At 37.0% G+C, this 22,103-nt stretch carries 16 protein-coding genes; 6 read left to right on the top strand and 10 right to left on the bottom strand.

The features are described 5' to 3' along the window. Positions 1–248: 248 nt before the first annotated feature. Entirely contained in the window at positions 249–2,483 is a 2,235-nt protein-coding gene (purL, locus tag M9949_07070) for a phosphoribosylformylglycinamidine synthase subunit PurL (protein MCO5251167.1), read from the top strand. Between the two features lie 15 nt (positions 2,484–2,498). Further along, positions 2,499–3,659: a redoxin domain-containing protein gene (locus M9949_07075; protein MCO5251168.1), complete on the top strand. Its 1,161-nt coding sequence runs from the start codon at positions 2,499–2,501 to the stop codon at positions 3,657–3,659. Here M9949_07075 and M9949_07080 read toward each other — a convergent pair. Continuing rightward, on the bottom strand, positions 3,654–4,769 hold the full coding sequence (locus M9949_07080) for a glycosyltransferase family 4 protein (protein MCO5251169.1): 1,116 nt from the start codon (positions 4,767–4,769) through the stop codon (positions 3,654–3,656). The two genes, M9949_07075 and M9949_07080, sit on opposite strands and share 6 nt — an antisense overlap. 82 nt (positions 4,770–4,851) lie before the next feature. Between M9949_07080 and M9949_07085 the strand changes: the two genes are divergently transcribed. Then, positions 4,852–5,940, top strand: coding sequence for a tetratricopeptide repeat protein (locus tag M9949_07085; GenBank protein MCO5251170.1), 1,089 nt, complete (start codon positions 4,852–4,854; stop codon positions 5,938–5,940). A gap of 9 nt (positions 5,941–5,949) precedes the next feature. Here M9949_07085 and M9949_07090 read toward each other — a convergent pair whose 3' ends face one another. Continuing rightward, positions 5,950–9,129, bottom strand: coding sequence for a nucleotidyltransferase domain-containing protein (locus M9949_07090; GenBank protein MCO5251171.1), 3,180 nt, complete (start codon positions 9,127–9,129; stop codon positions 5,950–5,952). Between the two features lie 252 nt (positions 9,130–9,381). Here M9949_07090 and M9949_07095 point away from each other — a divergent pair, with 252 nt between their 5' ends. The 3 genes from M9949_07095 to M9949_07105 all read left to right on the top strand — a co-directional run bounded on the left by M9949_07095 (position 9,382) and on the right by M9949_07105 (position 12,402). Then, entirely contained in the window at positions 9,382–10,668 is a 1,287-nt protein-coding gene (locus M9949_07095) for a Glu/Leu/Phe/Val dehydrogenase (GenBank protein MCO5251172.1), read from the top strand. A gap of 463 nt (positions 10,669–11,131) precedes the next feature. Beyond that, the gene (locus M9949_07100; protein ID MCO5251173.1) at positions 11,132–11,677 is read left to right on the top strand and encodes a hypothetical protein; all 546 of its coding nucleotides are present in this window, start codon (positions 11,132–11,134) and stop codon (positions 11,675–11,677) included. A gap of 164 nt (positions 11,678–11,841) precedes the next feature. Further along, positions 11,842–12,402, top strand: coding sequence for a hypothetical protein (locus M9949_07105; protein ID MCO5251174.1), 561 nt, complete (start codon positions 11,842–11,844; stop codon positions 12,400–12,402). Positions 12,403–12,502: 100 nt separating this feature from the next. Here the strand turns inward: M9949_07105 and M9949_07110 are convergent, their stop codons facing one another. The 8 genes from M9949_07110 to M9949_07145 form a co-directional block, all read right to left on the bottom strand. Beyond that, on the bottom strand, positions 12,503–12,985 hold the full coding sequence (locus M9949_07110; GenBank protein MCO5251175.1) for a glycosyl-4,4'-diaponeurosporenoate acyltransferase: 483 nt from the start codon (positions 12,983–12,985) through the stop codon (positions 12,503–12,505). Positions 12,986–12,995: 10 nt separating this feature from the next. Continuing rightward, positions 12,996–14,120 carry a glycosyltransferase gene (locus tag M9949_07115; GenBank protein MCO5251176.1) on the bottom strand — a complete coding sequence of 375 codons (1,125 nt, stop codon included), beginning with the start codon at positions 14,118–14,120 and terminating at the stop codon, positions 12,996–12,998. Beyond that, on the bottom strand, positions 14,110–15,612 hold the full coding sequence (gene crtI / locus M9949_07120) for a phytoene desaturase family protein (protein ID MCO5251177.1): 1,503 nt from the start codon (positions 15,610–15,612) through the stop codon (positions 14,110–14,112). The genes M9949_07115 and crtI (M9949_07120) overlap by 11 nt, the downstream gene beginning before the upstream one ends. 27 nt (positions 15,613–15,639) lie before the next feature. After that, positions 15,640–17,046 (bottom strand): aldehyde dehydrogenase, encoded by a 1,407-nt coding sequence (locus M9949_07125; protein ID MCO5251178.1) that lies wholly within the window; start codon positions 17,044–17,046, stop codon positions 15,640–15,642. A gap of 34 nt (positions 17,047–17,080) precedes the next feature. Then, on the bottom strand, positions 17,081–18,580 hold the full coding sequence (gene crtI, locus M9949_07130) for a phytoene desaturase family protein (protein MCO5251179.1): 1,500 nt from the start codon (positions 18,578–18,580) through the stop codon (positions 17,081–17,083). Between the two features lie 15 nt (positions 18,581–18,595). Then, complete coding sequence (locus M9949_07135; protein MCO5251180.1) at positions 18,596–19,060, bottom strand: DUF2141 domain-containing protein; 465 nt, start codon at positions 19,058–19,060, stop codon at positions 18,596–18,598. Positions 19,061–19,222: 162 nt separating this feature from the next. Continuing rightward, a complete protein-coding gene (locus M9949_07140) occupies positions 19,223–19,381 on the bottom strand; it encodes a hypothetical protein (GenBank protein MCO5251181.1) in 159 nt (52 codons plus the stop codon). 357 nt (positions 19,382–19,738) lie between these two features. Further along, positions 19,739–22,087: a tetratricopeptide repeat protein gene (locus tag M9949_07145; protein ID MCO5251182.1), complete on the bottom strand. Its 2,349-nt coding sequence runs from the start codon at positions 22,085–22,087 to the stop codon at positions 19,739–19,741. Positions 22,088–22,103 lie beyond the last annotated feature (16 nt).

Genomic DNA, 22,103 nt, shown 5'->3' on the forward strand with positions numbered 1-22,103 from the left:
TACGTTGAATATTTTAAAATGTTGCAAAGAAATTTCATTTTTTTCGTAAATAAATGCATAGTACATCTCATAAAATAACATACCACATTACGTAAAGTTCAATCATATGTTTCATTATTGTGAAAATATTCATGTTAAATAATACGGCAGTCACATTAGAAATTCAAAAAACATTCGTAATTTTTCCTTATTTTTAAAGATGTTAAGTTGACAAGAATGAAAATATTTTGAAATAATTTGAACAAAAAATGAATACATCAGAGCTATATTCCGAACTTCGGGTAACAGTCGAAACAGCTTTAAAATTGGGCTTAACAGCCAAAGAATACGAAAAAATTGTCGAAATAATGGGCAGAACTCCGACCTACACAGAGTTGGGAGTTTATAGCGTAATGTGGAGCGAACATTGCTCCTACAAAAATTCTATAAAAAAATTGAAGACTTTGCCACGTTCCGGTGGCAAACTTTTAGTCGAAGCCGGTGAAGAAAATGCCGGATTAGTTGATATTGGCGACGGCTGGGCAATCGCTTTCAAAATCGAAAGTCACAATCACCCGTCTGCTATTGAACCATTTCAGGGTGCTGCTACAGGCGTTGGTGGAATTTTACGCGATATTTTTACAATGGGAGCAAGACCTATTGCCGCATTGAATTCATTGCGCTTCGGGGAATTGAACAACCGTCGCACGAAATATCTGCTCTCAGGAGTGGTACATGGAATCGGACATTACGGAAATTGCTTTGGAGTCCCGACTGTTGGCGGAGAAATTTATTTCGATGATTGTTATAGTGATAATCCTCTGATAAACGCTATGGCTGTAGGTATAGTTCATGTTGATAAAACTGCTTCGGCAGCATCATCAGGTGTTGGCAATCCGGTGATGATATTAGGAAGCAGCACAGGACGCGATGGAATCCATGGTGCATCGCTTCTCGCATCACGCGAGTTCGATGAAAAAACTGATGATATGCGACCTACAGTCCAAGTTGGCGACCCATTTGCTGAAAAATTACTTCTCGAAGCAACTCTCGAATTAATTGATGCAGGTGTAATTGTTGGTATTCAGGATATGGGAGCAGCCGGAATTTCGTGCTCAACGTCGGAGATGAGCGCCAGAAACGCTTTGGGTATGAACATTAACCTTGATATAGTGCCGCTTCGAGAGCTGGGTATGTCTGCATATGAAATTATGCTTTCCGAATCGCAAGAAAGAATGCTTGCCGTGATTGAAAAAGGGAAAGAGCAAATCGCTATTGATATTTGCAACAAATGGGACGTCCCAATAACTGAGATTGGCGAAGTAACTGGCGATGGGCTTATCCATATATTTAGAAATGGTCTGAAAGTTTGCGAATTGGATGCCGATTCATTAGTCTTGGGCGGTGGTGCTCCACAATATGACCGAGAAACTAAAGAACCGGACTATTTGGCTCAAAAACATAAATACGATTGTGCCAAAGTAGCAGCGATGACACCGACTGAAGGCGATTTCAAAACTGTAATAAGTTCGCCCAATATAGCATCTAAACGTTGGATTTTTGAGCAATATGATTCACAAGTACGCACAAATACAGTTTCTATCAAAGGCGATGCAGCGGTAATTCGACTGAAAGAGCTTCCGGGCAAAGCAATAGCTGTAACTACAGATTGCAACAGTCGCTATGTGTATTTGAATCCTTACAAAGGTGCTATGATTGCAGTTGCAGAAGCTGCCCGAAATGTGGTTTGCGTAGGAGCAGAACCCGTCGCAATCACAAATTGCTTGAATTTCGGCAATCCATATGACCCTGAAGTCTATTGGCAATTCTCCGAAGCGATTAAGGGCATGGGTGATGCTTGTAGAGCATTTAATACACCCGTAACAGGCGGCAACGTCAGCTTTCATAACGAATCCAAAAACAATGCAGTATTCCCTACTCCAACAATCGGTATGCTTGGAATCATAGATGACTTAAACAAAATCATGTCGCTTAATTTTAAACAAAAAGATGAAATAATTGTAGTTTTGGGTGATAATCTGAATGAGCTTGGCGGCTCTGAATATCTCAAGCATTATGCGGAAGAGATTACCGGCAACGCGCCTGAAATTGATTTGACGAAAGAAATCGCTTTGCAAAAGTTGGCTTTAGAGTTGATTCGCAGCGGATTGATTACTTCTGCTCATGATATTAGCGAAGGCGGATTGATTATCGCATTGTCCGAAATGTCTATATCATCGGGCAACATAGGCTGCGAAATAGATTTGGGTGACAGCCCGACAGTTGGCGATTTGTTTAGCGAAACTCAATCAAGAATAGTCATCACAATAGACAAATCCAAGCTCGATGAAGTCAGTTCAGCTGCCGAGAAGCACAATGTTCCTTTCAATGTAATCGGCAAGACAATCGAGAACAAATTCATCATTAAAAATTATATTAATTATTCAATTAAAAACGTCTTTGAGCTTTATGAAAATGCAATTCCTAATTTAATGAATTTATAATTTCCGGAGTGAAAAATGTATAAGTATCTTTCAATGTTTATTCTCCTTGTGTTGGTGGTAACAAGTTGTTCCGAAGACACAAATTTGACCGAGCCTCTCGATATTTTGAAGCAATCTCACGAGCGTAGTATGAAAGTCCAATCAGCAGAGTATTCTCTTGATTTCACTTTCAAAGCCCCAAATATGGACAATGATTTGAGTGCGAAAGTGATTTTGGTCCGCGACACTCAAAATGCTGCTTATCCAATGAAAATTTATGCTGAATATGCTGATGGAACAAAGATAGCATATCAAAATGAAAATTTCACATTGGTGGACAATGTCAACAAGAAATTCATCAGAATCACCAAAGACCAAGATCCATCAAGATTTTTGGTTGAAAACTTCTTGAATTCATCATTCGAAATGATAGCACCGATTACAAGTTATGATATGTATGTTTCGGAGTTCAAAGATTCGATGAAACTCGAAAAAATAGTCGAAATTGACGGTGTAGAAGCCTATTTGCTTACAAGCTCTAAGCATTACCCCGAATTTGATGTTAACGCATTAATGAAAATGTATGTTCGTAAGAGCGATTTACTCCGATTTAGAGAGGAAATTTACCAAATTCGCGGAAACGACACTGTAAAATATATCTCAAATTTGAAAGATGTAAAATTGGACGGTAAAATTGACGATTCAATTTTTACATTGACAAAGCCTGAAGGTTATGCTGAGGAAGATTTAGCATCCGGCGAACCAACAGCATCAGTTGATGTAGGTAGTGTAGCACCTGATTTCCAATTGAAAGACGAATCCGGCAAAATGGTATCATTATCTGATTTCAAAGGCAAAGTTCTTGTGTTGGATTTTTGGGGTACATGGTGCAAATGGTGCGTCAAAGCAATGCCGGAACTACAGAAAGTTCACACACATTTTGCTGGCAAAAACGCATTAGTGCTTGGAATTAGTTGCCAAGAACCTCCCGGAGCCGACCCTGTTAAATTCAAAAAGGAACATAATGTTAATTATCAAACTTTGCTCGAAGGAGACCAAACTGCAATGCAATATGGCGTAACGGGTTTCCCTACTATGTTTGTAGTAGGAAAAGACGGAAAAGTACTATTTAGAAAATCAGGTTTTTCAGAAACAATGGCGCAAGAGCTTATTGATTTGATTACCCCGAATTTATGATTTATGCTCGTCTATCACACGTTGACAAGCATCTAACATAATTTCTGCAGACGTATCCCAAGAAAATTGGCGAGCCCAAGAGACGGCACCTTCACTAAGGTGCTGTCTTTTTTTGTTATCAGTCAGTACCAATCTTAATTTGTCGGCTAAATCCATGATATTGCCATATTCATACAGCAATCCCGAAACCCCTTCGCTGACTGAGTCGCGTAAACCAGGGACGTTGGCTGAAATAACCGGAGTGCCACAAGCATTGGCTTCAATATTTGTAATCCCCCAACCTTCTTTCATTGATGTATTAACAACACAATATGATTTGGATAATAATTCCGATTTTGTTTGTTCATCAACAAAACCATGAAAATGAACTTTATCGCTTATTCCGAGTTTTCTGCATAATTGTTCTAAATATGGGCGGAAGTCTCCCCTGCCGATGAATTCGAGTTTTGCATTTGGAATTTCTTGCGAAACAAAGTAAAATGCCCTGACTAAGTGGTCAACGCTTTTGTACTTCTTGAGGCGACCAAAATATGTCACTATAGGATTTGGATTCTTGGTAGTGACTGCCATTGGGAAATCGCTTTGTTCGATAGCGTTTGTGACAATAGTAATATTCTTTTTATCGAAACCTCTTGAAATGAATTCATCAAGAGTGCTATCGGAAACAACAACAAATTTAGTCTTCTTATAAATAACATCTACCAATGCTTCTGATAAATAAACGTATGAACCAAAGATAGTGTTCGTTTCATGGAAAATGCTTTTACCGAAGAAATGATGGCTGATAGCAAGTAAAGGTTCCTCGACAAAAAGTGGAGTATAGAAAGGGATTTTGTTTATATCATCAATGATTATATCAAATCCTTTATTCTTAAACCTTCTCCTATATTCCCAAGGCACTATAAAATTAAAAACATTGCGGTCGCCTTTGCGAATAATTTTTATACCGTCAATAATTTCTTCTGGAGCTAAATCGGGATGGGCACAAGCAAAAATAGTGACATCATGCCCCATAGCTGCAATACGTTTGAAAATTTCGTGCATATGCACTTCAGCACCACCGCCGAAAGGATTTTTGATGTCCTGCCAATTGATTACTAATATTTTCATTTATTTAAGGCACGTTATTTGTAAATTTCTAATAAAATATAATCAAATATAACGATTTATCTGATTAAACAAGGATGATAGTATGAAAAACAGATTTATAGCCTATTTCGGAAGCCACAGAATATGCACAATATTGACATTGTTACTAATATTAACCATATCAGGCATTCCCCTATCGTCATGTTCGACTGCCCGAAGTGTCCGAGGTGGAAAATTAATTTCATCTATTCCTGAAAGCGATAAATCTGTCAAATCGAAAAATATCGAATCAAACGAGATAATTGCAGAAATTGACGAAATCGGTGACAAAGAAGTAAACCATGCAAATATCAAGGCTGAAAAGGAACCGATGATTTCTGAAAATGTAATCAGACAAATTCCAACCTTGAGAGAGCAAATGATGGCAATCGTCGAAGAGCAAAAGTCATCAAGCGGCAGATTGGAGAAAATCGAAGACAATATTTCGGAAATCAAGGAATTGATTCGCAATATGAGCTATGACATTGCCGATGTCAAATCTGATATGAATATATTGCCCGAAACCGGAAATACAAGGAATCATGCTAGTTCAAATGCCATTTCTCCGAGTAATGATAACAACAAAACGATTCTAATGCCCGATGAAGTTTCAAAACCCACTTCAAAAACTAATAGCACAACTAAGAAAGATATATTGTCTAGAGCTGTAAATGAAACTTATCTCGAGCCTGACGAGACCGTAGCTCCGAAAAGAAACCGAGCACAGCAACCGAGCAGAGAAGCTGAAGTGACAGAAAGTAAAGCAACGGTGAATAATATCGTGATTTCGGACAGTGAGGAATTAACCTTAGGCAAAAATCTTTACGAAAAAGGTTCCTATGCTCAGGCATTGAGTAGCTTCCAAAGAGCCTTACAAAGCGAAACAAGCAAAACTAAGGAAAATGAAATAAACCTTAATATTGGAAAATGCTACTATCAAATCGGTGATTACGATAACGCACTGGCTCATTTCTCTAAAGTCATAAACTCGAGTAACAGCCAGTTCACGGACCACGCCCAATTACTATCGGCAGACAGCAAATTGAAATCAGGCAAAATCAACGAAGCGAAGGGCGATTACAGAAAATTGATTGAAAGTAACCCAAATAGTCCATTCGCTCCCAAAGCAAGAAAAATGCTTCAAAAACTATAATTATCATCGTTAAGAACTCGAATATGCTTTCAATTGCAATTTCTTTGCAGTATGATTTGCGGGTTCCATCAAGTCTGAATAATACTTTTGTTCCTTTATTTCATCGTCTGTAATGAATGTAATATCGAGGAAATTTTCGATAGAATATCCCGAACGGTTATAATTCAGTTGGCTCAGGCAGTGATTCCAACCTTCGAACCAAACTTTTAGTTCCTTGTATTGTTCTTCATTACCATCGAAATGTACTAATAAATCAATATCGGAGTTTGAAGTAGCTGTTTCATTAAAAACAGTTCCATACAAATAGACTTCTTTCACACCGAATCGCTTTGGGTCAAGCTTTAGAGCGACGCTTTCAGCCATGCGTTTACGCCATTGCAAAGCTTCTTCGGCAGAGGATTCGCTCTTTAATGCAGAATAGGAAATATTGCCGGATGTATAGTTAGCAGTGGTAGTCGGGTCAGTCAACAATGCCATCGCAAAGTCATCATCAGCATTCATAAGTAATCTCAAAATACCGCCACCTGTGGTTTCCCGCACATTGATTACTCTCAAAACATTATTTAAATGCTCAAATTCGGGCAAATATCGCGTTAGAGTGTTTTCATTTTTCATGAAGAAATCGCGTTTGAAAATCACATCTTTCGAACCAGGATATAATGGCAAATACCTGATACCCGCTTCAACCAAATCTTGGAAAAAGTGTGTCCCGAATGATAAATCCGGTACATACTGTTCCTTTTGTTTTGCAATTTCAATCAAAACTGCAGTATTGTGAATATCCGAATATGTGATTTTCACTCCAAGTCTGATATCATCACGAGTACCCCAACGACCGGGTCCCATCAGTATAAATGTCTTTTTGGGTAAAAGTTTATTCAATTTACTGACGGCATGGGCTACATCGTTCAGATGTTCAAGTTCTTTGGTTTTTCCATAATTTTCGGGGTCAACGTAAACAATATGAGCAATGTCCGGGACTTTCCCATTTGAAACGAATCGGTTGGCAGTAAAGATAATTTTCTTGGGGTCAACATCTTTCGGTATAACAGCCGATTGGGCTTCTGCTGAAGATGATTGCGGACGGCATTGCAGTAAGTATAAATCCTTGCCGTCACAGGCAAATTCGATGTCCACAGGTGTGCCCAATTTGCTTTTGAGTTCGAGCAGAACCGCATTAATCATTTCGATATACTTTTTGTTGTGAACCAAATTTTCAAAAGTCACAACTATATCGTCTTTACGGGTATCAATTCCAAGTCCCATAGGTCTTTTGATTCGGCGACGCTCTTCGACAATCGAAAATATTTCGTTCAACATAGGATACTTATTTCCAACCTCTTTCAATAGTGTCTTGATTGGAATAGTTTCAAAAGAATTTGTTTCCAAATTCATAACATCAATGTGTTTAGGCGAATAACCGACAATTTCCTGATAAGTTTGGTTTACTTTCAAATCCGGTTGCCCCGGAGCTATCAATAATGGAAAATCTTGGCTGATTCTATCTACAGCACGAGTTCCAAGTCCTGTTACCATCCTAATCAAGCCGTCTTCTCGCTTGATTCGGGGCGACCATCTGAATTCGTTATTGCTGAAAGCTACGCCTGCAAATGCCGGGAAGAAATATTTGCCGACTTTTGTCCCCACAACCTCTTGAATCAAAATCCCCATCTCCTCGTTGAAATCGAGTAATCCACGTTCAGTTCTGTAACCAATCGGGTCGGGTCCGAAAGTGGAAGCATAAACTTCGGCAATTGCGTCAACCAATTCATCGAGTCGTTGTTGCTTGCTGCCTTGATTTGCCAAGAAAAGTGATTTGTATTTTCCGGCAAAAGCTGAGCCCATGCGGTCTTCCAATAGGCTTGAACTACGAACAATAATCGGGTTGTCTCCAAAATCATCTAAAGCCCTTGAAAGTCCGTTTAAAATCTCTGATGAAAACTGCGAGTTTTTGAAAGCCTGCATGATATGAGGATATTCTTGGCGAATTTCTTCGATATCACGATATTTTTGCTCAATGATGTCTTCCATATTATTATAGTACATGAAATTCATCAAACCGTCTGACGTAATATACCATGTTTTGGGAAATTTAATTCCCGACATAACGTTCGAATACTCAGTCGCCTTCTCGATAATTTTCCCGGCAAGCAATAAGCCGGAACCTTTACCACCCAATTTGCCGTGACTTTCCGGTGGGAAAATCATCTTTTGGAGCAGATAATAAAAATCTTGAATATTGAGGTAATTTTTGGCAATGTCAATAAATTCGAGTTGGTCATTCAGGAATCGTCTGATTAGAGCTACGATTATACCTTGTCTGGTGGGTGTTAGCCCCAAATCATAGGTTGGATTGACCTGATGGTAGCGCCTGATAGCATCAGCTACATCCGCTAAAGGGGAATTTTGGCTTGCTAATAATTTTACAAGATGATGCGATTTTTCCTCATTTATCCATTTCTGAATTTTTTGCATAATATCATTGTCGCTGAAATACTTTGCAGCAATTTCGAAAATTTCGTTGCCGAGCTTGAATGACTGTTGCAGTACAGTTTTTTTAGTCGGGCGATTAAGAAAATCGCTCGAAGTTAAATCATAATCCAATTTCGAGCCGAGCTTTTCAAACATATCTGAAGATTCTTTGATACCTTTGCAGTAAAGATGGTTCAGCATTTTGCGAGATAAAATCGAGAAGAGATTTTGGTCGGTACGCTTAAGCATATCCAAGATTACCTCCCATTCCGGGCGTCTGTGATTATTGTTATCACCATTTGAATGAGACAATTCGTCGAAAATCACCTTCATTTTGGTGAAGAACAAATAATGAGCAAACCTTTCGGCAATAGTTTTCAGTAATTTTTTCTCTTCTTTATAAAAAGGACCTTCGTCCAACTCCGGCAAATGTTGCGAATAATATACATTCAGACTGCCAAAAACTTCGTTATGAACTTTGATTGAAGAACTCAGACACCATTCAGTTTCGTAGAAATCGGTCAAAGTATAATCCTTGTCCGCAATTGTGATTTTCGTCATGCACAATTCGGGGTATCTTAGACCTGACGGGATAATGGCTAATATAGCGAAAATCATTTCTTCCGAACTTCGATTCGAGTTCAAAATTTCTTCAATAGAGTATAAGCAATTTAGCTCTTTGGCACGTTCTTCAAGGCTTCTGATAATATTATCCATATAAATCAACTTATTGTAAAAATATACATTTTTATATAGAGATTTTCCACCCGATTTTATTTTATTTTGATGATTTGCTCCAAAATTTAACTTTTTTGTTACTTTTCGTACATAAAAATGCAAGTTTTTATGATTTTTTGTTAATTTTAATTTGACTTATTGTCATAAAATTTCGTACTTTTGTACAATAAATTGTTGTAACTCGTAAAAAACGAGTTCTTAAATTGTAAGATTAAATTTTCGAGGCAGATTATGTCAGAAGGATCATTCAATCCCTTCAATATGGCGCAACATCAGTTCGACGCCATAGCTGAACAACTTCAGTTAGATGAAGCAACCCGCGATTTATTAAGAAATGTTGACAGAGAGTTCCATTTTAACATTCCAATCAGAATGGATGACGGCTCTTACAAGGTATTCAAAGGCTTTCGTTGCCAACACAACGATGCTCGCGGACCTGCAAAAGGCGGCATCAGATTCCATCCACAAGAAACTATTGATACTGTGAGAGCATTGTCAATGTGGATGACTTGGAAAACTGCCGTTGTTGATATACCATTGGGCGGCGGTAAGGGTGGCGTAATATGCGACCCACGCAACCTCTCACTACGCGAACAAGAAGCAATTTGCCGCGGTTGGATTCGCCAAGTTGCCAAAAATGTTGGTCCATTGCAAGATGTTCCGGCACCTGACGTAATGACAAACGGGCAGCACATGCTTTGGATGTTAGACGAATACGAAAGAATGGTCGGCTACAAAGCTCCCGGTTTGATTACAGGTAAGCCTTTGGGTATGGGCGGTTCTTTGGGTAGAACCGAAGCTACAGGATATGGTGTGATTTATACTGTCCGTGAAGCTTTGAAAGAAATGAACATTGATATTAGAAACACTACAGCATCTTTCCAAGGATTTGGTAATGTAAGCCAATACGCTATTAACCTCTATACTCAATATGGCGGCAAAGCAATCGCCGTTTCGAGTTGGGACAATATCGAAAAGAAAGCATATACTTATCGCAAAATGTCAGGGCTATATTTGCAAGAATTGCTCGACATCACAAATCGTTTTGGCGAAATTGACCGCCAAAAAGCTATTGAATTGGGCTACGAAGTTCTTCCCGGCGATGCATGGATTGAACAAGAAGTTGATATATTGATTCCAGCTGCATTGGAAAATCAAATTAATGCTGAAACAGTTAACCGAATAGCACCTACAGTTAAAATGATTTCCGAAGGTGCAAACGGACCTACAACTCCCGACGCCGACAAAGTAATTTACGAACGCGGCATTTGGATGATTCCTGACTTTTTGGCTAATGCAGGTGGCGTAACATGTTCGTATTTTGAACAAGTACAATGCAACCAAAATTATTTCTGGACAAAACAAGAAGTTTTGGAAAAATTAGACAGCAAGATGACACACGCTTATCATGCAGTAGCAGATTTGGCTCGCGAACGCAATATCTACATGCGCGACGCTGCTTATTTGATTTCAGTTTCAAGAGTTGCCGAAGCATGCAAATTAAGAGGCTGGGTCTAATAGCTCCTGATAGATTTTCTATAAATTTAGACTGCTCAATATTTGGGCAGTCTTTTTTTTTGTCTGAACTATGATTTTGGTCTTTTATTCATCCGATGACTGGAGTATTAAGATGAATTGGTTTAATTAAAGCAGATGTAAATCTGAGGGAGTCATCGGATGAATTGTTGCTGTCTGAACTATGATTTTCGTCTTTTATTCATCCGATGACTTGTACTATCAGATGAATTGGTTTAATTAAAGCTGTGGCACATTTAGGTGGGAGTCATCGGATGAATTGTTGCTGTCTGAACTATGATTTATATGATTAGAATGATTAAATGTGATTAGGAAGCAGACAAACAAATAAATACATAATCATAAAAATCATTTTAATCAAAAAAATCATAGTTGAGACTATAAAGAAAATTTTTTCGTAGATTCGTAAATTATAAAATGAACATAAATTATTTAGGACTATAATATGACAAAAGTATTCAAACAGTTCACTCTTGCTTTCACAATGTTGATTTCATTTCTTGCGGCAGGGCAAGCGTTGGCTCAAAATGCGACCGACACAATCAGAGTTGAGTATTCGTTTTGGAACAACAGCTACTACTTGGGCGACACAAAGCAATATAAAGATGACATCAGGGACATTCTTTATCGCAACTTAAGTACTCAGGACTTGATGGAATCTTCCACCAGTTATAAAATATGGGGCAATATTACTCTTACGACAGGATTAATATTAACAGCTTATACAATTTATGACGGATTGATGATGGGGCATAGCAGTGGTCGCTCTCCATTTGAAAATCAAAGCTACGGTTATGATGCAACAAGATTTAATATTACAGCAGCTATCGCTGTAGTTCTTGATTTAACCGGAATTTTACTATTGCTTGACAGTAATAGTAAGTTTAATAGAGCGATTAAAGCATATAATAAGAACTCGCTTTCATCAAATATTGACTATGATTTTTACATCGGCTACAACCGGATTGGTGTTGTTGTAGTTTTTAATTAATTCTTTATTCATCCGATGACTTGGTCTATTCAGATGAATTGGTTTGATTAAAGCTGTGACACATCAAAGTGGGAGTCATCGGATGAATTGTAATGTTCCGTAAGTTAATACAAAGACGGGACAAAAAATATCAATTAATTTTACAAAAATTTTAGGACTAAAACATGACAAAAGTATTCAAACAGTTCACTCTTGCAATCACAATGTTGATTTCATTTCTTGCGGCAGGGCAAACTTTGGCTCAAAATGTGACCGACACTATCAGAGTTGAGTATTCGTTTTGGGGCAACAGCTATTACTTGGGCGACACGGAGCACTCAAAAAGTGAAATCAGAGACTTACTTTATGCAAATCCAAGTTCGCAAAAGTTAGTGAAATCATACGGCAATTATAAAACTTGGGGCTATATCTCTCTTGCCGGTGGAACAGTTTTAACCGGCGTTGCTATTTATTCGATTTGGGATTTATATTCCAATCGTCATACCTATACATATGAAGAGCTTCCCAGAAGAAACAGTATTTTTAATAATTTTACCGTGGCTCTATTGATTATTGAATTAACAGTAGCGATTGATTTGATGGCAATTTTACTATTGAATGAAAGTAATGATATGTTTCACAGAGCGGTTAAAGCATATAATAATAAGAATTCGCTTATATCAAATCTTGATTATAAATTTTACATCGGTTACAATCGGATTGGTGTTGTTGTGGTTTTTAATTAAATCTTTTATTCATCCGATGACTGGCAGTCATCAGATGAATTGGTTTGATTAAAGCTGTGGCACATTTAGGTGGGAGTCATCGGATGAATTGGTATGTTACTTAATTTCGACCATCTGCAAGTATTCTTGCGAATCTGATTCTATTATATCTCTGGGCTAAGATGCAGGGCAAATTTGCGATGAGTGCGTAAACAATCATGACACAGCCCGCCCACAAGGGATTCCATATGAAAAATATGGGCGAAAAAAGTATCACAAGCCAATGAACAAACTCTCCCCTACAGGTTTCTATCATAAAAAGTTTCATGTAGTCTCTGTCCTTTGTTGCCATGCTCTTTTTTTTGAATCCTTTCTTGAACAAAGCGGCACCGTCCGGGAGCAGCCCTTTCCAGCTTTTTATATTGAATAAAGTTTCGTAAATTTTACCATTTTGCTCCCAATCTCGCTTTTTATATATCCAAAGCTTAGTATTTATTGAGGAAGCGGGCAAAATTGTGATAATATACGCAAAGGACATGTGAATTATAAACCACAAAACTATATTAATTATTATCGTCCAAACAATTGGCAATTCTATTAGCATTTTATTTCCATCATGAATTTACATTTCTCGATTTCCAATTAATTGACTTTTTGGAAATCAGATAATACAATGAGCGTGAAAAAACAATTACATAAAAGACTAAATTAACCGGAAAAAGCAATGCCGTCAGGAAACTAAAGCTACCCAAACGTCGTAGCATCCAATAAGTTTGAAGTGAATATGCAACGTATAAAAGGAGCCACAAAATGACTGAATCGCCAGCAAATAAGTCGAAAAGTAGTTTTATGCTTATCATAAATCCGGCTGAAATCCATAATATGCTGGTCAATAAAGCTGATAACGAGGCTTGACCTGCACCCGAGGCAAATGCTTTTGTCCAACCGTCAATCAATGCTCTGAACCCGTCGGGATACATTCTGAACGATAGCGAGCCTTTGCCACCCAAGCAAACCAATCGCGTACCCTTTTCTCGGAATTTCTGAGCCATAAAAACATTTTCGAGTATTTTATTTTTCACTGAGGAGTGCCCCTCAATTTCAAAATAATTCTTTTTACTGATAATGAGTGATTGACCGTACAATCCGGTTGGCTGATTACTTTTAAACGGTGTAAATGCATTCATAGAGCCGACCATTATGATATTAAATATTGCAGAAAATTCCTCGTAGAGCTTTTCAATTTTGTGGAAAGGTGCTATTGACATTACAACTCCATTCGTATTTTCGGATTCTTGTAGCTCAAATAAATATGACTCAACGATTTTTTTCAATCCATCAGGCTCGATAATGGTATCTGCATCAAGGAAAATAAAAATATCGGCAGATGAAAATTGCGACCCTTGCCAGCAAGCCCAGGGTTTACCCTTCCATCCTTCCGGCAATTGGTCGGACTCCAACACTATTGCCCCCAAGCTTTCCGCAACTTCTTTCGTTTTATCAGTCGAGCTGTCATTTACCACAATCACTTCGTCAACTTTATAAGTTTGATTATTTATAGAACTTAACAAATTTCCGATATTATGTTCTTCATTTCGAGCAGGAATAATTATAGCAATTTTTTGATTAGAAGAATTCAAATTATAATCTCTGCATAGCTTGATTCTGTACAGAAAGTAGAATCCGCACAGAAACGATGGAATTGCTATTGCGAGTAAAATTATAGAATTAATTTCCATTCTTTTTCTCATCCTCGATAATTGCTTTGCAAACGTTTTGCCCGCAAAGTAAAACCATTGGCATTCCGGCTCCGGGATTTACTGTGCCGCCCGTAAAGTACAGATTTGAATATTTTTTGCTTTTTTTAGGTAATTTAAAAGCAAAATTCTTTTTGAAATCGGAAACGACTCCGTAAATTGAGCCTTTGTTTGAATTATACATTTTTTCAATATCAATTGGAGTGAGTAAATGCTCATATACTATATGTTTACGAAGGTCTGTCAACCCCATTCGTTCAAGTTTAATAAGAATTGTGTCTTTTAATTTAATATAATCTTCCATCGTATAAGGATTTTCCTTGTTGATATATGGAATATGTGGGAGAATTTTCAATCCGGAACAATTCGGCGGAGCCACGCTTGGATCAGATTTAGAACTATCCACCAAATAAATTGTTGGGTCAGTAGGCATCATTTTTTTATTAAAAACTAAATCAAAATGCTCTTTTTGGTGTTGCGAATACAAGAAATTATGATGAGCAAGCTGTGGATACTGAATATCGAGCCCGATGTCAAGCACAAGCCCGGAGCAAGACGGCTCGTATCTATCCATTTTACCCAGAAATTTATCATCTTCATTTAGCAAATCTTTGTAAGCAGGGATAACTTCCATATTTGAAACGATAATATCGGCATGATGCGTTTCGCCATTCACCTCGATTGCGTTCACCTTGTTTTGGTCAGTCACTATTTTAGAAACCTCAGAATTAAAATGAACTTTAATTCCAAGCTCATCCATATATTTTTTGAAGCCCAATGCAATGTTATACATTCCTCCGGGTACATACCACAAGCCATATCTGAACTGGATTGTTGGCATTAAATTCATAAATCCCGGTGCATTATATGCAGATGACCCTACATATTTAATAAAATAATCAAAAATATCAATTAAATATGGGTTTTTAATTATTTTGGCAATTCTGCCATGCATCGTTCTGAAAAAATCTATCTTGAAAACGGCTGAAAAATCGTAGAATTTCATAAAGTCGAAAGTTGAATCGAGTCCGCTGTCGAAATATCCAGGAGCTAGTATATCATATTGTTTTTCCGAATAATCCATAAACTTTCGGAAGTCTGAGTATGCATCAGGACCGAGTTTGTCAAGCTCTTTTTTCATTACTTCCATATCGGGGTCTAAGTCTATTACTGTGCCGTCTTCGAAGAAATTTCTCCAATGTGGTCTGACTTCTTGGATGGGAATGTAATCACTCATATCTCTGCCGGAAGCTTCAAACAATACTTTGAAATATTGCGGTAAAGTAAGAATCGAGGGACCCAAATCGAATGTATAACCATTCTCTCGAATTGTATTGAGTTTTCCACCGATTTTCTCATTTTTTTCAAATATTTCTACATCATAGCCATTAATTTTCAACATAATAGCTGCAGAAATCCCTCCCAAGCCGGCGCCAATTATTATGACTTTCTTTTTTGTACTATTTTCTGACATTTTATTTCTCGAATTATTTTTTTAATATTATAAAATATATAATCTATTAATTATTTTTTTCAATATGCTCAATTTTGTTTTATAAGGAGGATACATTGCTTTGAAATCCAATATGAAGAATTTCCTCAGAACAGTTTTCCGGTGGCTGAATGTTTCAAAACCTGCTTGCCAGTGATATGAGCCCATTCCACTTTGCCCCACTCCGCCAAATGGGAGCTTCTGATTCATGATTACATGGATTGTGCCATTGATACATACTGAACCGGACGAAGTTTCGGCTAATATTTTGTCTTGTTTTTTATTATTTTTGGAAAAAAAGTACAAAGCCAATGGCTTTGGAAGCGTTTTTAATTTACGAATTACATCCGATAAATTTTCATAGAATATTATTGGCAAAAGTGGTCCGAATATTTCCTCTTGCATTATCTTGGAATTATAGTCAACATCGGTAATTAAAGTCGGGGCAATAAATAAATTGCTTTCGTCTTTTTGCCCACCAACCAAAATATTTCCGTCTTCCATAAGGTCGCAAATTCTTTTAAAATGCTTTTCGTTAATTATATGCGAATAGTCTTTACTGTCGGGTTTCACATCAGGATGAAATTCATCGATAGCTTTGACCAAACTTTTCAGAAAATCATCTTTTATATCATTATGTACTAACAAATAATCGGGTGCGATGCAAGTTTGCCCTGCGTTGAAAAATTTACCCCAAATAATTCTTCTTGCGGTTACATCAATATCAATTTCACTATCCACAATGCATGGATTCTTTCCCCCGAGCTCAAGAGTAAGCGGAATAAGATGTTCGGCTGCTGATTTCATGATTTCTCTGCCGACTACCGTACTGCCCGTAAAGAAAATATAATTAATTTGCTTATTAATCAATAACTTAACTACTTCAGCATCGCCTTGGACGACTCTAATATACTCGGGCGGGAAATTGTTGTTTATCAAATCGGACAATAACTCCGCTGTATGAACTGAAATTTCAGATGGTTTGAGAATCGCACAATTCCCTGCGGATATTGCACCAATCAATGGACTCATGGTCAACCCGAAAGGATAGTTCCATGGTGCGATTATAAGTGCTATGCCATAAGGCTCGTAAAAATAATAGCTTTTCGCAGGGAAATTGATTAGTGGAGTCCACACTTTCTTTGATTTGTTCCATTTCCGAATCGAAGATATGGCGTTCTCAATTTCCTTTAGTACGTAAGCTATTTCGCTTGTGTAAGCCTCCGTTATGCTTTTGTGTAAATCCGAATACAATGCATCAATAATTCGATTTTCGTTCTTTTCGATTATCGCATAAAGCTTTTTGAGCATATCAATTCTGAAAGAAATCTCTTTGGTTTTATCCGAATCGAAGAAATCTCTCTGCTTATGTAGTAATAAGTTTATATCATCATACTTCAAATAGCTTTGCTTCATTTGCTTTGCATTTTATGATTATTTCAATTCACACTTAAGAAAATAAATTCAACCCTTCTTTTTTTAATATTAATTCGGACGAAATTCTGGCGGATTCGTAAATAGTAGGCAATCCACTTCCGGGATGTGTGCCACCACCAACCAGATAGCAATTAGAGAACTCTTCGAATTCATTATGCGGACGAAAATACAGTAATTGTCCCATATTGTGTCCCAGATTGAATGTGGCGCCATCGTAAATGTCCATTTGATTTTCCCAATCGTCGGGCGTGATTATTCTGAGCTCTTCAATATGATTTCTAATATCATTTATTCCCGCTTTAGTTTCTAAGATATTTAGAATTTTTTCCTTAAATGCTTCTTTTTTTGCAGCCCAATCAATTCCACCACTTGTATTACCAATTGGAACCAATACATATACTGAAGACTTCCCGTCAGGAGCCAATGAATCATCAATCATACTTGGGTTATGAACATAAATTGACGGGTCATCCGGAATGATAGAATTACTGACAATTTCATCAACATTATGCTTGTAATCATTTGCAAAAAAGATATTATGATGACTTAGCTTTTCGTATTTTTTATCAAGTCCGAGATAAAGCATAAAAGTTGAACATGAATATTTCATCTTTTTTAATTTTTTGTCGGTGTATTTGCGCCTATCTGCCGGTTCGACCAAGTTTTTCATTGCATGTGCAAAATCGGCGTTCAAAACGACGTAATCGGCTTTTTCTTCGCTGCCGTCCTCGAGTAAAACACCTTTGCAGACAGAGTTTTCAACTATCAGTTTTTTGACTCCTGTGGATAAATGAATCTTTCCGTCACACTCTTCAATAACTTTAGCAATGGCTTTTGATAATTCATTTAATCCTCCATTTACATGGAAGACTCCGCCGCCATGCTCGATAAAAGATAATATGCTGAAAAGTCCGGGCGCTTGCCATGGCGACATTCCAATATATTTTGCTTGAAAAGTAAAACATACTTTAAGAAAATCATCATCAAAGTATTTACCGAGCACATCGAACAAACTTAAATGACCATCCAGATAAGGCAATGCTTTCAACAATCTCAGAGAGAAATAATCAGTCAACGAGCCGTATGGGACTTCGAGACAAGGGATTAGCCTATCATATTTTTTTTGTTCCCTTTCGATATATTGCAAATATCCTTTGGAACTTCCGGGAAAAACTCTTTCAATTTCGAGCACCATCCTTTCTTTGTCTGTTGTCGGAGCAAAAGTCTTGTCGTTGAACACCAACTTGTACATTGGGTCAAGCTGAGTGATTTTGACATAATCATCCAAATTTCTCTTGCATATTGTAAAGATTCGCTCCAAAACGTCCTTCATCAAAAAGAATGTCGGACCTAAGTCGAACTTATATTCACCTGCCTGAATAAATCCGTTCCTGCCGCCCACTATACCCTTCTTTTCGTAAATATGTACGTCAAATCGTTTCTGAGACAATATCATCCCGGCAACAAGTCCTCCCGGACCTGCCCCAACAATAATGACTTTCTTTTTTTTCATTGTAACCTTATTTTTTTAGTTGACTATATTAATAGTAATTGAAATTGTTTCTTTATTTAAAATTACTTTCGCTTTGTCAAAAGATGGAGGTCCCATAAACCCTTTGGCATCATTTGATGACCCTAAACCTTCGTTAGGAATTTTGAGAAAATTAGTGTTTACCTTACCATTTTCATCTTCGTCATGATGAACACTAATGGCATACTCTCCATAAGGCAAATTTTCGTAGGTAAATTGAACTTGATTGTTTACGATGGGAACAACATTCTTTCTTAAAGCTTTATCCTTATCCTTTGGGAAATGCTTTTTTTCGTTAGATGAAAACAAAAGTAGCCGAGCTTTACCATTGTTGTTCTCGAAACCTTTGACTTCGACAATGATTTTCCCGGTCGGGGCTTGAGCGTAAATATTAGAGATTGATACAGCTAAAAGGATAAAAAACGCAAATAATGATAAGCATAGCTTGTTGTTAGTAAACATTTTTAAACTTCTTAACATACATTCAATTTCTCGATTTTCACAAATAAATTTGAAATCATAAACGTAAATCATCTTAAAATATTGTATGTCTAAACATAAGTTTTTGTCTGAACTATGATTTTTGTGATTTGAGTGATTGTCTGAACTATTAATTATATTCCTTTATTCATCCGATGACTTGTAATCTTCCGTTGAATTGAAATGATTAAAGCTACGGGACATCAGAATGGGAGTCATCGGATGAATTGTTCTGTCTGAACTATGATTTTTGCGATTTGGGTGATTATGATGATGAAGAATCGCTTCAATTCTTTTATTCATCCGATGACTTTGAGTATTCAGATGAATTGGTTGATTAAAGCTGTGGCAAATTTGAGGGAGTCATCGGATGAATTGTTCTGTCTGAACTATGATTTTTGCGATTTGGGTGATTAGTGTGATGAAGAAAAATGCAGTGATTTAACCCCTTCGGGGTAAAGAGTCTGGGCTCGTGGATGTACAGTTATAGATATATAACCCCTTCGGGGTATGTTTTTATCGCGAAACGATTATATATCTATAATATACAAGTACCGCAAGAAGTTTCCTTGTCCCGTCAGGTGTTACACCAGAGGGAAAATATACAAATCATTCAAATCAAATAAATCATAGTTCAGACAAAAGCATAGTAGAGACTTGTTACTTGCAATATTCTTTTATCAAATTATAAGCATCTATAAACCCCAATTCTCCGGCTTTGTTCCAGTCCGAGCAAGCACCTTTTTTATCCTCCAATTCATATTTTGCAAGGCCTCTGTTAGAATATGCCATTGCAATATTTGGATCAATCTCTATCGCCTTATTATAATCTAAAATTGCTGCCCTATGATCCGCTAAACTATATTTTGCATTCCCTCTATTAATATATGCATCTACAGATTTTGGATTAATGTCAAGCGCTTTATTAAAATCTAAAATAGCTTCGTTGTAATCCGATAAACTATTTTTTGAAATCCCTCTATAAATATATGAATCGACAGATTTTGGATTAATCTCTATTGCCTTGTTAAAATCTAATATAGCGCCGCGATTAAAGCTTAATTGGCTTTTTGCAGCACCTCTGTTGGTATATGCCATTGCATCATTCGGGTTAATTTCTATCCCCTTATTAAAATCTAATATTGCGCCGCGATGATCCCCCAACTGGTTTTTTACAGTCCCTCTGTTAAAAAGAAGTATGGCATTATTGGGATCAATCTCTATCGCCTCATTATAATCTGAAATTGCGCCGTTGAAATCCCCTAATTTGTATTTTGCATTCCCTCTGTTATAATATGCTTCAACATTAATCGGGATTAGCTCTATCGCCTTGTCAAAATCTAAAACAGCGCCGATATTATCGCCTAAATTGTATTTAGCAAGACCTCTACTGTTATATGCTAATGCATCATACTGATTAAACTCCATCGCTTTGTTAAAATCCAAAATTGAGCTGACATGATCACCTAATTCACCTTTTGTAACACCTCTGCTGATATATGCTAATGCATCATTAGGATTAAGCTCTATCGTCTTGTTGAAATCAGAAATTGCGCCACTATGATCCCCTAACATACCTTTAGCAATGCCTCTCACGCTATAAACCCTCGCATCATTCGGATTTAGCTCTATTGACTTATCATAATCTATAATGCCACCGCGATGATCGCCTAATGCACGTTTTGCATTCCCTCTATTAAATAATAGTTCAGCATTATCCGGAAATAACTCTATTGCTTTATCATAATCTATAATGCCACCGCGAAGATCGCCTAATGCAAGTTTTGCAGTCCCTCTATTAAATAATAATTCATCATTATCCGGAACCAACTCTATTGCCTTATCATAATCAATAATGCTACCGCGAAGGTCGCCTAATGCACGTTTTGCATTCCCTCTATTAAATAATACTTCAGCATTTTCCGGTATTAACTCTATTGACTTATTATAATCTAAAATGGCTTGGCTGTAATCCTTTATATTAAATTTTGCAAGACCTCTGTTAAAATATGTTTCAGCATTATCCGGATTTAGCTCTAAAGCCTTATTATAATCTATCATGGCATCGCTGTAATCCTTTATTTTATATTTTGCAAGACCTCTGTTACTATATGCCGTTGCAATATTCGGATTAATCTCTATCACTTTGTTATAATCTAAAATAGCTTCGTTGTAATCTTTTAATTTATATTTTTCATTCCCTCTGTTAAAATATGCCATTGCATTATTTGGATTAATTTCTATTGCTTTGCTAAAATCAAAAATTGCGTTTTCATGTTCCCCTAATTCTACCTCTGCTAGACCTCTATTAAAATATGTTTGAGCATTATTCGGAATTAGCTCAATCGCCTTGGTATAGTCTATAATTGCTTCGCGAAAATCTCCTAATACACGTTTTGCAATACCTCTGTTATTATATGCATTCGCAAAATTCGGATCAATCTCTATAGCCTTATTATAATCTAAAATGGCACTGCTATGCTCCCCTAATGCACATCTTGCATCGCCTCTGCTGCTATAAGCCAAAGTATTATTCGGATTAATCTCTATGACCTTGTTAAAATCTAAAATTGCGCTAGCATGGTCCCCTATTGCGCCTTTTGCAATACCTCTGTTACCATAAACCATTTCATCTTTCGGATTAAGCTCAATCGACTTGTTGTAATCTAAAATAGCACCAAAATTATCACCAGATACACTTTTTACAAAACCTCTGTTGCCATATACCATAGCAATATCTGGATTAATCTCAATAGACTTGTTATAATCTAAAATTGCACCAGGATAATCCCTTAATTCGAATTTTGCAATCCCTCTGTTATAATATACTTCATAAGAATTCGGACTAATCTCTATCGCCTTATTATAATATTTAATTGCGCCGCTATGATCGCCCAATTTTGCTTTTGCAATCCCTTGTTCTAAATATTCATCAGCGGTTTGGGCGAGGAGTAAAAATGGGAGCGCCCCAAAAACTATAATTGCTATTAGTGTTATTTTGCTTTTCATATTCTGCTTTGTAAAT

This window comes from Candidatus Kapaibacterium sp. (genome assembly GCA_023957315.1).
Taxonomy (GTDB): domain Bacteria; phylum Bacteroidota; class Ignavibacteria; order Kapaibacteriales; family UBA2268; genus PGYU01.

Coding starts and splice junctions, on each gene's coding strand:
- M9949_07135 (MCO5251180.1), bottom strand. CDS start 19,060: ATGTTTACTAACAACAAGCTATGCTTATCATTATTTGCGTTTTTTATC.
- M9949_07140 (MCO5251181.1), bottom strand. CDS start 19,381: ATGAATAAAAGAATTGAAGCGATTCTTCATCATCATAATCACCCAAAT.
- M9949_07090 (MCO5251171.1), bottom strand. CDS start 9,129: ATGGATAATATTATCAGAAGCCTTGAAGAACGTGCCAAAGAGCTAAAT.
- M9949_07085 (MCO5251170.1), top strand. CDS start 4,852: ATGAAAAACAGATTTATAGCCTATTTCGGAAGCCACAGAATATGCACA.
- M9949_07105 (MCO5251174.1), top strand. CDS start 11,842: ATGACAAAAGTATTCAAACAGTTCACTCTTGCAATCACAATGTTGATT.
- crtI (MCO5251177.1), bottom strand. CDS start 15,612: ATGTCAGAAAATAGTACAAAAAAGAAAGTCATAATAATTGGCGCCGGC.
- M9949_07125 (MCO5251178.1), bottom strand. CDS start 17,046: ATGAAGCAAAGCTATTTGAAGTATGATGATATAAACTTATTACTACAT.
- M9949_07080 (MCO5251169.1), bottom strand. CDS start 4,769: ATGAAAATATTAGTAATCAATTGGCAGGACATCAAAAATCCTTTCGGC.
- M9949_07095 (MCO5251172.1), top strand. CDS start 9,382: ATGTCAGAAGGATCATTCAATCCCTTCAATATGGCGCAACATCAGTTC.
- crtI (MCO5251179.1), bottom strand. CDS start 18,580: ATGAAAAAAAAGAAAGTCATTATTGTTGGGGCAGGTCCGGGAGGACTT.
- M9949_07145 (MCO5251182.1), bottom strand. CDS start 22,087: ATGAAAAGCAAAATAACACTAATAGCAATTATAGTTTTTGGGGCGCTC.
- M9949_07110 (MCO5251175.1), bottom strand. CDS start 12,985: ATGCTAATAGAATTGCCAATTGTTTGGACGATAATAATTAATATAGTT.
- M9949_07115 (MCO5251176.1), bottom strand. CDS start 14,120: ATGGAAATTAATTCTATAATTTTACTCGCAATAGCAATTCCATCGTTT.
- purL (MCO5251167.1), top strand. CDS start 249: ATGAATACATCAGAGCTATATTCCGAACTTCGGGTAACAGTCGAAACA.
- M9949_07075 (MCO5251168.1), top strand. CDS start 2,499: ATGTATAAGTATCTTTCAATGTTTATTCTCCTTGTGTTGGTGGTAACA.
- M9949_07100 (MCO5251173.1), top strand. CDS start 11,132: ATGACAAAAGTATTCAAACAGTTCACTCTTGCTTTCACAATGTTGATT.